General features: G+C 72.1%; 15 protein-coding genes. 8 read left to right on the top strand and 7 right to left on the bottom strand.

All coding sequences use genetic code 11. The annotated features are described in order from the left end of the window. Positions 1 to 40: 40 nt before the first annotated feature. Positions 41 to 1,273 (top strand): ricin-type beta-trefoil lectin domain protein, encoded by a 1,233-nt coding sequence (locus OHT76_RS39520; RefSeq protein WP_328875687.1) that lies wholly within the window; start codon positions 41 to 43, stop codon positions 1,271 to 1,273. Between the two features lie 3 nt (positions 1,274 to 1,276). Here the strand turns inward: OHT76_RS39520 and OHT76_RS39515 are convergent, their stop codons facing one another. Then, positions 1,277 to 1,513, bottom strand: a complete 237-nt coding sequence (locus OHT76_RS39515; protein WP_315883063.1) for a hypothetical protein — start codon at positions 1,511 to 1,513, stop codon at positions 1,277 to 1,279. Positions 1,514 to 1,615: 102 nt separating this feature from the next. Here OHT76_RS39515 and OHT76_RS39510 point away from each other — a divergent pair, with 102 nt between their 5' ends. Further along, positions 1,616 to 2,656, top strand: a complete 1,041-nt coding sequence (locus OHT76_RS39510; RefSeq protein WP_328875686.1) for a PHP domain-containing protein — start codon at positions 1,616 to 1,618, stop codon at positions 2,654 to 2,656. Positions 2,657 to 2,963: 307 nt separating this feature from the next. Then, a complete protein-coding gene (locus tag OHT76_RS39505; RefSeq protein WP_328875685.1) occupies positions 2,964 to 3,992 on the top strand; it encodes an SDR family oxidoreductase in 1,029 nt (342 codons plus the stop codon). Positions 3,993 to 4,024: 32 nt separating this feature from the next. On the opposite strand, the gene OHT76_RS39500 is transcribed toward OHT76_RS39505, so the two are convergent. From OHT76_RS39500 to OHT76_RS39490, 3 genes are all read right to left on the bottom strand, one after another. After that, positions 4,025 to 4,240, bottom strand: coding sequence for a hypothetical protein (locus OHT76_RS39500; protein ID WP_328875684.1), 216 nt, complete (start codon positions 4,238 to 4,240; stop codon positions 4,025 to 4,027). 66 nt (positions 4,241 to 4,306) lie between these two features. Continuing rightward, entirely contained in the window at positions 4,307 to 5,566 is a 1,260-nt protein-coding gene (locus OHT76_RS39495; RefSeq protein WP_328875683.1) for an ROK family protein, read from the bottom strand. Between the two features lie 44 nt (positions 5,567 to 5,610). Beyond that, a complete protein-coding gene (locus OHT76_RS39490) occupies positions 5,611 to 6,576 on the bottom strand; it encodes a phosphotransferase family protein (protein WP_328875682.1) in 966 nt (321 codons plus the stop codon). Positions 6,577 to 6,737: 161 nt separating this feature from the next. On the opposite strand from OHT76_RS39490, the gene OHT76_RS39485 reads away from it, so the two are divergent. The 4 genes from OHT76_RS39485 to OHT76_RS39470 all read left to right on the top strand — a co-directional run bounded on the left by OHT76_RS39485 (position 6,738) and on the right by OHT76_RS39470 (position 10,856). Further along, positions 6,738 to 7,232, top strand: a complete 495-nt coding sequence (locus OHT76_RS39485; protein ID WP_328875681.1) for an FBP domain-containing protein — start codon at positions 6,738 to 6,740, stop codon at positions 7,230 to 7,232. Between the two features lie 60 nt (positions 7,233 to 7,292). Beyond that, positions 7,293 to 8,537 (top strand): FUSC family protein, encoded by a 1,245-nt coding sequence (locus OHT76_RS39480; RefSeq protein ID WP_328875680.1) that lies wholly within the window; start codon positions 7,293 to 7,295, stop codon positions 8,535 to 8,537. Between the two features lie 25 nt (positions 8,538 to 8,562). Continuing rightward, positions 8,563 to 9,597 (top strand): hypothetical protein, encoded by a 1,035-nt coding sequence (locus OHT76_RS39475; RefSeq protein WP_328875679.1) that lies wholly within the window; start codon positions 8,563 to 8,565, stop codon positions 9,595 to 9,597. A gap of 74 nt (positions 9,598 to 9,671) precedes the next feature. Then, positions 9,672 to 10,856, top strand: a complete 1,185-nt coding sequence (locus tag OHT76_RS39470) for a lactonase family protein (protein ID WP_328875678.1) — start codon at positions 9,672 to 9,674, stop codon at positions 10,854 to 10,856. On the opposite strand, the gene OHT76_RS39465 is transcribed toward OHT76_RS39470, so the two are convergent. Together OHT76_RS39465 and OHT76_RS39460 are read right to left on the bottom strand one after the other, a co-directional pair. Then, the gene (locus tag OHT76_RS39465; protein ID WP_328875677.1) at positions 10,824 to 11,549 is read right to left on the bottom strand and encodes a DUF2470 domain-containing protein; all 726 of its coding nucleotides are present in this window, start codon (positions 11,547 to 11,549) and stop codon (positions 10,824 to 10,826) included. The genes OHT76_RS39470 and OHT76_RS39465 overlap by 33 nt on opposite strands. 97 nt (positions 11,550 to 11,646) lie before the next feature. Continuing rightward, positions 11,647 to 12,258, bottom strand: a complete 612-nt coding sequence (locus OHT76_RS39460; protein ID WP_328875676.1) for a TetR/AcrR family transcriptional regulator — start codon at positions 12,256 to 12,258, stop codon at positions 11,647 to 11,649. A gap of 108 nt (positions 12,259 to 12,366) precedes the next feature. Between OHT76_RS39460 and OHT76_RS39455 the strand changes: the two genes are divergently transcribed. Then, complete coding sequence (locus OHT76_RS39455) at positions 12,367 to 13,848, top strand: cytochrome P450 (protein ID WP_328875675.1); 1,482 nt, start codon at positions 12,367 to 12,369, stop codon at positions 13,846 to 13,848. Here OHT76_RS39455 and OHT76_RS39450 read toward each other — a convergent pair. Next, positions 13,810 to 14,640: a pentapeptide repeat-containing protein gene (locus OHT76_RS39450; RefSeq protein ID WP_328875674.1), complete on the bottom strand. Its 831-nt coding sequence runs from the start codon at positions 14,638 to 14,640 to the stop codon at positions 13,810 to 13,812. The genes OHT76_RS39455 and OHT76_RS39450 overlap by 39 nt on opposite strands. Positions 14,641 to 14,669: the final 29 nt, after the last annotated feature.

Genomic DNA, 14,669 nt, shown 5'->3' with positions numbered 1-14,669 from the left:
GGCACCCGCACCTCACGCGACGCCGACGGAAGGGAGAGTCGTGCCCTCTTCCCGCAGACTCCGCACCTGGCTACTGGCGGCGCTGTCGGCCGCCCTGGTCGCGACCGCCGCCACCGGACCCGCCCGAGCGGAGGACGAAGCGGACGTCGGCGTCGCCGCGGTGACGTTCTCCGACACCTTCGACGGGCCCGCCGGATCCGCGGTCGACTCCTCGAAGTGGCAGATCGAGACCGGCGACAACGTCAACAACCACGAGCGGCAGTACTACACGGCCGGCAACCGCAACGCCGCCCTCGACGGCCAGGGCCATCTGGTCATCACGGCCCGGCGCGAGAACCCCGCCAACTATCAGTGCTGGTACGGGACCTGCCAGTACACCTCGGCCCGGCTGAACACCGCGGGCAAGTTCACCGCGCAGTACGGGCATATCGAGGCGCGCATCAAGGTGCCGCGCGGGCAGGGCATGTGGCCCGCGTTCTGGATGCTCGGCACGCCGGTCAACTGGCCCGACTCGGGCGAGATCGACATCATGGAGAACGTCGGCTACGAGCCCTCCACGGTCCACGGTACGATCCACGGCCCCGGCTACTCCGGCGCGGGCGGCATCGGCGCCGCCTACTCGCTCCCGAACGGACAGGCCTTCGCCGACGCCTTCCACACCTTCGCCATCGACTGGGCGCCCGACTCGATCACCTGGTCCGTGGACGGCAACGTCTACCAGCGGCGCACACCGGCCGACCTGGGCGGCCGGAGCTGGGTGTTCAACAAGCCGTTCTTCCTGATCCTCAACCTGGCGGTCGGCGGCTACTGGCCCGGAGACCCGGACGGCTCCACGGTCTTCCCGCAGCAACTGGTGGTCGACCACGTGACCGTGACCACGGGCGACACCCCCGCGGGCGGCGCGATCAGAGGCCTGGCCGGCAAGTGCGTCGACGCCGCCGGGGCGAACCCCGCCAACGGCACCCCCGTCCAGCTCTACGACTGCAACGGCACCGCCGCGCAACAGTGGACCGTCGGCACGGACGGCACGCTCCGGGCGCTCGGCAAGTGTCTGGACGTCACCGGCAACGGCACTGCGGACGGCAGCACCGTCCAGCTGTGGGACTGCACCGGCGGCCCCAACCAACGCTGGACCGTCACCGCGGCACAAGACATCGTCAATCCGCAGGCCAACAAGTGCCTGGACGTGACCGGCAACAACTCGGCCAACGGCACCCGGCTGCAGATCTGGTCCTGCACGGGCGGCGCCAACCAGAAGTGGACCGTCGGCTGATTCCTAGTGCCGGGTCCAGGTGAACTTGTCGCCGCCGACCCAGCGCACCACATCCGGGTCGTCCAGATCATGGACCGTGATGCCGAACGCTGCGGCGGCGGACAGGACATCGGTGACGGCTTTCGCCTCACCCACCACAATGCCGTCGATCTCCACGATGCGGAACGGGGGCGTGCCCGGCTGGACCCCGAGCACCATGATCCGTGGGTGGGAGATGTACGGGCTCGCGATTTCGGTCATGCAATAGAGCCTAAAGCGGATCCGGCCGTTCCGAACCCTGCGGACGGCCGGTCCGTCGTGCGGACCCCGCACCCCTGCGGAACCCTGGAGGCGGAGGTGGCGATGGATCCCGTAGAGGCACTGGAGCGGATCGCCTTCCTGCTGGAGCGGTCCCTCGCGCCCACCTATCGGGTACGGGCCTTTCGCACCGCGGCCCGGGCGCTGGCGGCGCTGCCGGAGGCGGAGCTGCGCGAGCGGGCCGCCGCCGGGACGCTGGAGTCGCTCACCGGTGTCGGTCCGAAGACGGCGCAGGTGGCGCGGGAGGCGCTGGCCGGGCAGGTGCCCGGCTATCTGGAGAAGCTCCAGGCCGAGACGCCGGCCGAGGCCGACGGCGCCGAACTGCGGGCGCTGCTGCGCGGGGACTGCCATCTGCACTCCGACTGGTCGGACGGCGGCAGCCCGATCGAGGAGATGGGCCGGACCGCGGCCGCGCTCGGGCACGAGTGGGCGGCGCTGACCGATCACTCCCCCCGGCTGACCGTAGCCCGCGGGCTGTCGGCGGAGCGGCTGCGGGAGCAACTGGACGTGGTGGCGGCGCTGAACGAGACCTGGGCGCCGTTCCGGCTGCTGACCGGTATCGAGTGCGACATCCTGGAGGACGGCTCGCTGGACCAGGAGCCGGAGCTGCTGGAGCGGCTGGACGTGGTGGTGGTCTCGGTCCACTCCAAGCTGCGGATGGACGCCCGCTCGATGACCCGGCGCATGGTGAGCGCCGTACGCAATCCGCACTCCGACGTGCTCGGGCACTGCACCGGGCGGCTGATCACCGGGCGGGACGGGGGCAAGCCACGGCCGGAGTCGCAATTCGACGCGGACGAGGTGTTCGCCGCCTGCGCGGAGACCGGCACGGCCGTGGAGATCAACAGCCGGCCCGAGCGGCTCGACCCACCGCGACGGCTGCTACGGCGGGCGGTGGAGGCGGGGGTGCTGTTCTCGATCGACACCGACGCGCACGCGCCCGGCCAGCTGGACTGGCAGGTCCTCGGCTGTGCCCGGGCCGAGGAGTGCGGGGTGCCCGCGGACCGCGTGGTCACCACCTGGACGCTGGAGGAGCTGCTGGCGTGGACCCGGGAAGGGCAGGTGCCGTCGCGCGTGGCGGGCTGACGCGGAGGTGACACGGATCACCGACGGCCGTGGAACAGCCCCGGGTGGTTGCCCGTTGAACAAGGCGTGGGTACGGATGGGACAGTGTCCCCGGGCCTCACCTTTTGCCCACAGGGACGATCGTTCGGCTGAAGCCCTGTGGAGCCTTTCGCCGAGAGGCGACCGCCATCCGTACCCGCCCCTGATCGCCCCGATCGTGATTCCCCCGTCGCGGTCGGGGCTTTTTCCTGTGCCCGGCCTTCTCGGATGCCGTGCCCCTCCCGGGGGTACTCGGCTACTCCCCCGCAGCGGCCGAGAGGAGCCGAAGGTGACCAGCGCACAGGACAGCAGGATCGTTGTCACCGGCGCCACGGGGAACGTCGGTACGAGTGTGGTGCGGCTTCTCTCGGAGGACCCCGAGGTCGGCTCGGTGCTGGGTCTGGCCCGCAGGATCCCGGAGTGGTCGCCGCGGAAGACGGAGTGGGCGGCGGTCGACCTGGCGTCCGCGCAGGCCGAGCTGACGAAGCTGTTCGAGGGCGCCACCGCCGTCGTCCATCTGGCCTGGGCGTTCCAGCCCACGCACGATCCGGCGGTGACCTGGCGGACGAACGTGCTGGGCGGCATCCGCGTATTCGAGGCGGTGGCCGCGGCGAAGGTGCCGACGCTGGTGCACGCCTCGTCGGTCGGCGCGTACTCGCCGGGGTCGAAGGACCACGCCGTCGACGAGTCGTGGCCCACGCACGGCTGGCCGGGCGCCGCGTACTGCCGGGAGAAGGCCTATCTGGAGCGGACGCTGGACGCCTTCGACCGGGCCCACCCCCGGGTACGGGTGGTGCGGATGCGGCCCGCGTTCCTGTTCAAGCGGGAGTCGGCGAGCGAGCAGCGCAGGATCTTCGGCGGACGCTTCGTGCCGGGACCGCTGGCGCGACCGGAGCTGCTGCCGTTCCTGCCCGACATCCCGGGGCTCAGGGTGCAGGCGCTGCACACCGACGACGCGGCCGAGGCGTACCGGCTCGCGATCGGTTCGGATGTGCGCGGCGCCTTCAATCTGGCGGCCGAGCCGCCGGTGGACGCGGAGCTGCTGGGCGAGATGTTCGACGCCCGTCCGGTACGGCTGCCGCCTACGGCGGCCCGCTCGGCCATCGCCGCCGCGTGGGGGCTGCATCTGCTGCCGGCCTCGCCGCATCTCTTCGACGCGGTCCTGCGCCTGCCCCTGATGGACTGCACCCGTGCCCGCACGGAACTGCGCTGGCAGCCCCGGCACACGGCCTCCGAGGTCCTGGAGGAGTTCCTGCACGGCCTCCGGCAGGGCGCCGGCATGGCCACGGCGCCGCTGCAGGGCCGCAAGGCGAGCTGAGAGCGGGGCGACAGCTTTGCCGTCCCCGCCGGTCAGGCCGGTGACTCGTCCGGCGCCGGGTGCTCGGGGTGCACGTTCGCGTCCCGTGGGGCTCCCTTGCGGGCCGACCCGGCCTCGTCGGAGTCGGGGACGTCGTCGTCCTGTTCCTCGTCCTCGGGGGCGGGGTCCACGTCCCAGGGATCCTGGCCCTCTCCCGCCTGCTGGTCCGGCAGGTCCCGCGGGACGGGCTCGCCGTTCTCGTCCGTCACGGCGTCCTCCTTCCCTCGCGTCGCCAGAGGCCCAGCCGAGTACCTCCGGTGCCGTGTGGCGAAACGTCAGCGCGGCGCGCGTTCCTCCAGCGCCGCCCGCCACGCGGGCTGCGGGCTCTCGGGGGCCGGGTCGGCGCGGCGGCCGCCGTGGGTGAAGAAGTCCGCGAGCGGCAGGATGGCGGCCCCTACGGTGACCGCGTCGGGGCCAAGACCGCCGAGGTCGATCGTGACCCGCTCGGCGGGGTGGCGCAGCGCGTACGCGGCCGCGTGCCGGCGTACGTCGGGCAGCAGCGCGGGACCGAGCCTGAGGCCGGCCCAGCCGCCGATGAGGATGCGCTCGGGCTGGAAGAGGTTGATCAGGTCGGACAGGCCCGCGCCGATGTACTCCGCGGTCTCCGCCAGCAGGACCCGGGCCTCGGGGTCGGCGGCCAGGGCGGCCAGGGCGCTCTCCTGGTCGGCCCCTTCCGGCGGGCGCCCGCCGCTCTCGCGCCAGCGGTCGAGAAGCGCTTCGGCACCGGCGTAGGCCTCCAGGCAGCCGAGCGCGCCGCACCGGCAGCGGCGCCCTCCCACCCGTACGGTCAGATGCCCGCCTTCGACCGCGCGCCCGTCCTCGGCCTCCGGGGTGACGACACAGGCGCCGACGCCGGAGCCGAAGAGCACAACGATCGCACTGCGGGCACCGCGTGCCGCGCCGAACCACATCTCCGCCTGACCGAGGGTCCGGGCGCCGTTGTCGATGAAGTACGGGACCGTCGGGGGCAGCGCGCAGCGCTCCCGGAGCAGCGACTCCAGCGCCACCGCGTCCCAGCCGACCGTCTGCCCGTGCACCACGGCCCCGCGGTCGGGCGTGTGCTCGACGATGCCGGGGACGCCGATGCCCACGCCGAGCAGCCGTTCCGGGACGATGTCGGCGGCGGCGAGCACCTCGGTGACGGCGTCGCGGATGTGTCCGACGACGACATCGACCTCGTACCCCTCGGGCCCCAACAACCGCTCCGAACGGGCGAGTTCGGTCAGGGCGAGGTCGAACAGCTCGACCCGCACCCGGGTCTCACCTACATCGACGCCGATCATGTGGCCGCTGCCCGGCGCCACCCTCAGCAGGGTGCGGGGCCGTCCGCCGTCGGAGTCGACGTTGCCGGCCTCCTCCAGCACGCCGTCCGCGAGCAGGTCGGCGACGACATTGCTGACCGAGCCGGAGCTGAGGCCCGTGGCCGGGCCGAGTTCGAAGCGACTGAGAGGGCCGTCGAAGTAGAGGCGCTGGAGGACTACCGAGCGGTTGGCCCGCCTGAGGTCACGTACCGTTCGCCTGTTCCGCCCCACCATGTGGCTCCCCCTTCGACACGCCGTCCGACCTGGAAGATACCTGCTCAGCGACTCAGTTCCGCGATCTCGTCCAGCGCGGCGACGAGGTCGGGGCCGACGGTCTCGCGCGCCCAGCGCAGACGCCCCTCGTCGACGGCGCGCGGCACGGTCTCCGTGAGCATGATCAGGTCCAGGTAGGCGCGGTACAGGGCGAGCCGGAGCCGGGTGGGGGTGTCGAACTCGACCAGGCCACCGGCCTCCCGGTATCCGGCGAGGAACGCCGCGTCCTTCTCGATGTCCCCCAGCAGCGCCAGGGAGACGAAGTCGGCGACCGGGTCCCCCCAGAACATCCGCTCCCCGTCGATGAGCCCGCCGATGCGGGGCACGCCGGTCGAACGGTCCACCAGGATGTTGCCCTGCCACAGGTCGAAGTGGACCAGGCGGGCGACGGTGACCTCGTCGAGCGCGGGGGCGGCGGCCCGGAGCGTGTGGGCCACCTCCTCGACAGAGCGGGGCAGCCAGGGCCGGTAGCGGCGGGCATCGTCGAGGACGGCGTCGAGCATGACGGTGAAGGCGGTCCGCCAGTCGGCGGCGAGCGGGCCGAGGGCGCCGGACGGGTAACCGAACGCCGACCCGCTCACCCGGTGCAGCCGAGCCACCTGTCGTCCCAACTCGGCACGCAGTTCCTGCTGTTCGGCATCCGTGAGCGAGCCGTCCCACGGATCTCCGGGGCAGGCCGTCATCAGCAGCTCACCCGAGGTGGCGGCGACGACCCGCGGACCCGCTACGCCGACGGTGGCGGCCGCGCGATAGAACTCGGCCTCGGAAACCAGCAGTTCCCGCTCATGCCGCAGCCCCGGCACGGTCTGCGCGGGCGGCACCTTCAGCACATAACGGCTGCCGTCGGTGAGCAGGAGCTCCTCTACGGTGTTGTAGGTGCCGCCGGTCAGCGGGCGGACGCGGGTCAGGTCGTCGGGGGGAAGGCCCACCGCCCCCAGGATCCGCCGGGCCCGTTCCCAGGAGTCCGCCACTGTGCCCCCACCTCTCCCCCGCGGCCTGTGCTTGCGATACAGGGTACGAAACGCCTCCGCACACTGCATTCGAAATTCACTGGCCCCTTCTGGAGAAGGATGCTTAGCCTTAGCCAGAAACCTAGGCATCCTAGGTTTACAGCACATCCCAGGAGGCCCCGATGAAAGCGCTCACCGAGCCCGAGATCCGCAACTCCTTCGTCAATTGCTCGAAGGGTGAGGCCAAGCGGCTGGCCGTACCCCGGGATCTCGATCAACTTCCGTGGGGCGACCTGGACTTTCTGGGCTGGCGAGATCCCGGGGCGCCCGACCGCAGCTATCTCGTCACCGAGCGGGACGGGCGGCTCGTCGGGATCACTCTCCGGTTCCCCTCCTCTCAGCGCGGGTTCCTGCACCGCAGCATGTGCTCGCTGTGTCTGACGACCCATCGGGGCGGCGGGGTCTCCCTGATGACCGCACGCAAGGCTGGTACGGCCGGCCGCGAGGGCAACTCGGTCGGCCTGTACATGTGCACCGACCTCGCCTGCTCCCTCTACGTCCGCGGCAAGAAGCTCCCCGACTCTGGGGCCCGCTTCGAGGAGAGCCTCACGCTGGACGAGCAGATCGCGCGGGCCGAGGGCAATCTGAAGGCGTTCCTGGACAAGCTGTACGCCTGAGCGGCGGGGCCGCGGCCGGGATCGTGTTCGTTGCTCCGCGAGAGGGGAACAACCCCAAGGATGCAAGACGTACAGGAGTGGCGGGTGTCGCGGCAGCGGCTGATGAAGTGGGGCCGGGACCCCGTGGTCGTACAGGCACTGCGGTCGTCGGCCGCGGCGACGATCGCGTACGTCCTCGCCCTGCGCCTGAGCCCCGACGACGCGCCGCCGCTCACCGCCCCCCTGACCGCGCTCCTGGTCGTCCAGGTCACCCTCTACGCCACCCTCACCAACGGCATCCGCCGGGTGAACTCGGTGGTCGCGGGCGTCCTGGTGGCCATCGCGTTCAGTCTGCTGGTGGGTCTGACCTGGTGGAGCCTGGCCCTGCTGATCGTGGCCTCGCTGGCCGTGGGCCATCTGGTCCGGGTCGACGAGTACGTCCCCGAGGTGGCGATCAGCGCCATGCTGGTGCTCGGCGTGACCGCCGTCGGCGACTACGCCTGGGCGCGCGTGGTGGAGACGCTGATCGGGGCGGTCGTGGGCCTCTCCATCAATGTGCTGCTGCCGCCGCCGGTGTGGGTCGGCGAGGCGGGCGAGTCCATCGAGGACCTGGCCCGACGGGTGCGGCAGTTGATGCTGAGCATGGGCGAGGAGGCCGCGGGCCGTACGCCCGTGGAGCGCGCGGCCGCCCGGCTGCACGAGGCCCGCCGCCTCGACCACGACATCGTCGGGGTGGACGCGGCGCTCCGGCAGGCCGAGGACAGCCTGCGGCTCAATCCGCGCGTCCGCGAGGGTGTACTGCACCGGGTGGTGCTGCGCACCGGCCTGGACACCCTGGAGATCTGCACCGTCGTCCTGCGGGTGATCGCCCGCACCCTCACAGACCTGGCCAAGGAACGCGATCCCGAACCCCTGTTCGCACCGGAGATCGGTGCCGCGGTGGAACAGCTGCTGTCCGAGATCGCCGACGCCATGGTGAGCTTCGCGGTGCTGGTCACCGCCCATGTCAGCGAGAACGCCGAGTCCGCGGAGGAGCGGCTCACCTCCGAGCTGCGCCATGCCGCGGCGACCCGTGACAAGCTCGCCCAGCTGCTGCTGGAGGAGGTCCAGCGCGACGCCCGTCAGTGGCAGCTGCACGGCGCGGTGCTGACCGAGGTGAACCGCATCCTCGACGAGCTGGACACCGAGCACCGCTCGCGCCGGCTGCTGGAGGAGCTCGACCGGGTCTCGCAGGAGCAGCGCGAACGCATGCCGCGGCTGACCCGGTTCAGGGAGAGCCTGCAAGGGGGCAGGAACCGTCTGGCCTCCGTCCGTCGTTCTAGGTGACGAAGTCACCAGAGGGGGCGTGTGCATGAGCGGCGACGGCGTACGGATCGACGGGAACACCCTGCAGCTGCCGGGCGGGGTGGCGGTGCGGTTCATTCGCACGCTGCGCCTGCCCGAGACGGGGACGCATCCGCTGCCGCCGGGGCTCGGCGAGTTCCCGCTGCGGCGGGTGGCGGACTTCGCGGACACGGTTCCCGAGGCATGGCGGGCGCGCGGCGGTGTGATGCTGCCGATGTATCTGCGCGAGGCGATGTGGCTGAGTTTCGCCGGCACCGCCGAACCCGCGGCGCTCCAGGTCGGCGTCGGCAAGGTGTGCGCGGTCTCCGGCAAGCCGTGGAGCGAGCGACTGACCCGGGACCCGCAGAACTACCTCGTCCTCCCCCGCCAGCCCTGGCTGGACGGAATCAACTCCGGCAAGGGCACGGTCCGCCAGTTCGTGGCCGTACCGCTGGGCCTCGGGGCGACAGTGGAGGGCCAGGTGACCGGCGAGGAGGTCTGGGGCGGCGTACAGCTCCAGTCGTTCCCGCTCGGCGCCGAGGCGCTGGCCCACTGGCGCGAACAGGAGCGGCTGCGGGCCGCCGAGCGGACTCGGGGGTTCGCGGCGGGCGGGGGCTACGGCGCCGCGATGCCGATGGCGATGGCGGCGCCGCCCGCCCCGGGTGCGGCGCCCAGATCCGCCCCGGCGATGGGCCTGGGCGTCGGCGGCTCCATGCGTCAGGAGGTCTACAAGGACGACCGCCCGGCGACGGACTGGTCCGAGGAGCCGGCCGGACGGGTCTTCGTCCACCTGGTGACGCCCCCGGAGTGGCGCCGTATCACCGGCGAGGAGCCGCCCCCGTCCCCCGTGGACCGCGCGGCCTACACGCGCGCGGGACTGCCCTGGTTCGACTACTACGACGACCAGGCGCAGGATCTGGCGCCCACCGACACGCTGGGGGCCGTGAAGCCGGTCGGCGACTGGATCGGCGACGACTACGAGCCCTGGCAGCAGCCGTCGCCGGGCCAGGTCAAGCCCCTGAAGGACGCGCCGGGCAAGCCGGTGGAGGACGGGGACTGGTAGCCCTTCGGTTGCACCGGCCGGGTGATCCACGCAAGGGTGGCTGTCGCGACGACGGACGACCTGAAGGTGTGGACATGCGCAGTGGTGGCGTGAGCAGGCGCCGGTTCGTCGGCGTCCTCGCGGGAACCGCCGCCGCGGTGGCACTCCCGGCCTGCGACGAGGCGTCGGCACCTGCGAAGGAGACGACAGAGGCGGCCCCGAGTCCCTCACGCGAGGCCGCCAGGCCCTCCGGTCCCCACCCGCTGTACCTCGGCACGTACACCTCGGCCGAGGGCGGCGGCAAGGGCGTCGGTGTCGCGTCGTACGACACGGAAACGGGCCGTGTCACCGGCGCGGGCACCATCGAGGGCATCGCCGACCCGTCGTATCTCGCCGTCCATCCGAACGGCCGCACGCTGTACGCCGTGAACGAGCGGGAGGACGGTGCCGTGACCGCGGTCCGGCTGTCCGACCGCAAGGTGCTGGGCAGCCGGAGCACCGGCGGGGCGGCCCCGTGCCATCTGTCGGTGCATCCGGGCGGGCGCTGGCTGTTCAGCGCGAACTACGGCACCGGCAGTGTGGCCGTGCACCCCGTCGAGACCTCGGGCGCGCTCGGGGAGCGCACCGACCTGGTCACGCACTCCCGTCCGGCGCCGGGTCCGGGCCAGGACGGACCGCACGCCCACCAGATCGTCACGAGCCCCGACGGCGGCCACGTCCTCGCCGTCGACCTGGGTACGGACACGGTGTACACCTACCGGCTCGACGCGTCGAAGGGCACGCTCGCCGAGGTCTCCCGGGCGCGGACCCGCGCGGGTGCGGGGCCGCGCCAGCTGACCTTCCATCCCGACGGCCGGTACGCCTATCTCGCCAACGAGGTCGACAACACCGTCGCCGTCTGCGCCTACGACCCCGCAACCGGCCGGATCAGCGTCGGCGAGGCGCAGTCGACGGGCACCGGCGCGGGCACCAACTACCCGGCGCAGCTCGTGGTGACGCCGAACGGCCGGTACGCGTATCTCGCCAACCGGGGCCACAACAGCCTGTCCCGGTATGCGGTGGAGGCGGACGGGGCCCGGCTCAGGCTGCTGGGCACGGTGCCGGTGGCCGGTGACTTCCCGCGCCAGATCGCCCTCTCGCCGGACGGCGGGCTGCTCTTCGCGGCCAATCAGCGATCCAGCACCGTCAGTGTCTTCCGGGTCGACGACGCGAGTGGTGAACTGCGGCTCGCGGGCGAGCCGTTCGCGTCACCCGTCGCCGTCTGTGCGCTGCCGCTGTAGCGTCCGCGGGCAGGAGGCGGCGCTCGCCTGACCGAGCAGCACATGCATCCGCTCGGTGAGCTGGGCGACGTCGTCGGCGGGCCGGTGGAAGGGCAGTCGTACGTCCCCGTGGGCGCGGGTGCGCTCGATGCGCAGCGTCAGTCCGTGCCGGTCGACGGCGAGGGGCTGGACGCGGACCGCGCCGTGCAGGCTCTCGGGCTCGACGAGCCGGGTGAGCCGCTCGACCGCGTCGGAGTGGCAGTCGGCGAGGTGGGTCAGCAGCCGGGCCTCGGCCGTGGCCAGCGGGTCGGGTGCGGCGGCGGCGAACTCGTCGAGGTCGACGACGACGGCGCCGCTCGGCTCCCGCAGCACCACGCGCGTCGCCCGGAAGGCGAGGTGGCCCTCCGCGGCGCCGAACCAGCCGGCGATCCACAGCCGGGCCCGGATACGGTTGCGTACGGGGACGGGCGCGACGTCGGCGAACTCCAGTACCGCGGACGGCTCTCCGCGCGGCGCGCAGATCGCGGCCGTGACCAGGGCGCTGTCCTCGGGCACCTGCAGGAGCACCCGGCCGTCCTCGGTCACGGTGTGCGCGCCGACGAACTCCTCCTTGCTGCCCTCCGCGGTCACCGCGCAGGACCACGCCGTGGCGAGCACCGACCGGGCGCGTTCCGCCGCGGCAGGCGTGGCAGTCCAGCTCTGGCTGTCACCCATTCCTCGGACCTCCTTAGGTAAGCCTTGCCTAACCTATCGAAGATCGGGGCGCACGCCAACCACCAGCCGCGATCGTGCGCGGCGTCACGGTACGCATTCAGGGGGCGATGACGCCCAACAGGGCGCGGGCGCACAGGTCGCGCACCTCATCCCGGGTCAGCTCCTCCGAGCCCCGCAGCCACTCCAGACAGACGGCGGTGGTGAACGCCAGCCAGCCCCGCACCGCGAACCGGACGTCGGGACGCCGCTCGAAGACCGGGCCGAACTCGGGGTCCGCCGCCATCGCCTCGAGGATCTGCTTCTCCTGTGCGGCCAGGGCTCGCCGGTAGACCTTGCGCACGGCGTGGTCGCCGGATGCCTCGGCGCGATGGAAGGCTCGAAAGCCGTGCGCGTGCTCCTCGACGTACACCAGGTAGGTGTCGAGGTTCGCGGTGAGCTGGTCGCGCACCGGGATGCCGGGCACGGCGGCCGTCATCCGCAGCATGCGCGCGCTCTCGCGGTCCACCACGGCGGCGAAGAAGTCCCGCTTGGTCGGGAAGTAGTGGTACAGCAGCCCGCGCGAGACCCCGGCGATCTCGGCGACCTGCTCGATCCACACCTCGTCGTACGGGCTCTCCGAGAACAGCCGCGCCCCGACGGCGAGGAGCTGCTCCCGGCGCTCCTCGGTGCTGAGCCGACGGCGCGTGCGCTCGCCCTGGTTCGCACTCATGTCCGCACCTTACTTGACGCCGGTTCAACAACCGGACCAGACTGAAGGGCGTTATTGAACCCACGTACAACACGCTCAACCTGCCGCAAGGTCAAGGGAGTTCGCGTCATGGCGGAGACGACGACCAGGTCCGCGCTGCCCAAGGGGTTCCGCAGTGCCGAGCAGGGCTGGCCCGAGTTGCACCGCATCCCGCACCCGCCCCATCGGCTGCCGCTGCTCGGCGACGTCCTGGGCGCGAGCCGGACCACACCCCTGCAGGACTCCGTGCGGCATGCGCGAAGGCTGGGGCCGATCTTCCGGCGCAAGGCGTTCGGCCGGGAGTTCGTGTTCGTGTGGGGCGCGGCCCTCACCGCCGACTTCGCGGACGAGTCGCGGTTCGCCAAGCACGTGGGCCTCGGTATCGCCAATCTGCGGCCGGTCGTCGGGGACGCGCTGTTCACGGCGTACAACCACGAGCCCAACTGGCAGCTCGCGCACGACGTCCTGGCCCCGGGGTTCAGCCGGGAGGCCATGGAGGGCTATCACTCGATGATGCTGGACGTGGCCGGGCGGCTGACCGACCACTGGGACCGCGCGGCCCTGGCCGGCCGGACGGTGGACGTGCCCGGCGACATGACCAAGCTGACCCTGGAGACCATCGCGCGCACCGGGTTCGGGCACGACTTCGGCTCGTTCGAACGGTCCCGGCCGCATCCCTTCGTCACGGCGATGATCGGCACGCTCGCCCACGCGCAGCGGATGAACACCGTGCCCGCGCCGTTCCTGCTCCGCAGGTCCGCCCGGCGCAACGAAGCGGACATCGCCTATCTCAACCGCACGGTCGACGATCTGGTCCGGGCCCGCCGTACGACGAGCGGGGACGGCGATCTGCTCGACCGGATGCTGGAGACGGCCCACCCTCGGACCGGGGAGCGGCTGTCGGCCGAGAACGTCCGCCGTCAGGTCATCACGTTCCTGGTGGCCGGCCATGAGACCACTTCGGGCGCGCTGTCCTTCGCCCTGTACTACCTCGCCCGGCACCCGGATGTCGCCGCCCGCGCCCGCGCCGAGGTGGACCGCGTCTGGGGCGACGCGGACCTGCCCGAATACGACCAAGTCGCCAAGCTGCGGTACGTACGCCGGGTCCTGGACGAGTCCCTGCGCCTATGGCCGACCGCGCCCGCCTTCGCCCGGGAGGCCCGCGAGGACACGGTGCTGGCCGGGGAGCATCCGATGCGGCGAGGCGCCTGGGCGCTGGTCCTGACCCCGATGCTCCACCGCGACCCCGAGGTCTGGGGCGCCGACGCCGAACACTTCGACCCGGACCGCTTCGAGCCGAAGGCGGTACGGTCCCGTCCGCCGCACACCTTCAAGCCCTGGGGCACCGGGGCACGGGCCTGCATCGGCCGCCAGTTCGCGCTGCACGAGGCGACACTGATCCTGGGCCTGCTGCTGCGCCGCTACGAGTTCCTCTCGGACCCTGCCTACCGACTGCGCGTGACCGAGCGGCTGACGCTGATGCCGGAGGGACTGCGGATGGGCCTTGAGCGCCGGGCTGCGGTGGACGTCGGCTCAGAGCTGCGCTGTCCAGTGCGCAGGGCGGGCGAGTGACCCCGGCAGTTTGGTCCCCTCACTCCCCCGCGCCGCGTTCAGCTGCGGCTGCGTGAGGAAGAAGGCCCCGGTCAGGTCGGCATCCGTCAGATCGGCGTCTCGCAGGTCCGCGCCCAAGAACTCCGCCCCCCTGAGGTCCGCGCCTGTCAGATCCGCGGCGATGAGGTACGCGCCACGGAGACTGACGCCGCGCAGGTCCGCGCCCTTGAGCCGGGCACCCATCAGGTCGGCGCCCCTTCTGTCCTTCCTACGGCCGCGCAGGCCCGCCCGCGTCAGTTCGCTGACCTGCGTCAGGAGCGCGCCCACCTCCTGGCGGTGTGCGCCCACGTCCAGCCGGGCCAGTTCCTCGGGGGTGCCCTCGGCGAGCTCCTCGGTCTTCTTCAGGAGTCGGCGCAGGTCCGCGTGGATCGGGCGGGCCGCGGGCAGGGTGAGGGCCTCGGTGAGGTACCAGAGCAGTTCGTGCAGCTGACGCACCACCGGGAACACGTCGAACATCCGCCGGGCCTGCTCGGCGGGCACGGTGCGCCAGTCCTGGCCGCCGAAGGTGACCTGCGAGACCCGCTGTCCGGCGCCGAAGCAGTCGTAGACAGTGCAGCCGTTGAAGCCCTGCTGCCGCAGCCGGGCGTGGATGCCGCAGCGGTGGTCGTCCTGGAGGTTGCGGCAGGGCGTGCCGGCCTTCTTGTCGACCGCGAAGTCGGCGGAGGCGGTGAAGGGCAGGGCGACGCAGCACAGCCCGAAGCAGTTCGCGCAGTCGCCGTGCAGGCCGGCCGGGTCGAGGGTGAGGTCTCGCATACCGACCAGCCTACGGGCGACCGTCCGCG

It is taken from the genome of Streptomyces sp. NBC_00287 (genome assembly GCF_036173105.1).
GTDB lineage: Bacteria > Actinomycetota > Actinomycetes > Streptomycetales > Streptomycetaceae > Streptomyces.
This window is presented reverse-complemented; position numbering and strand designations above follow the sequence as displayed.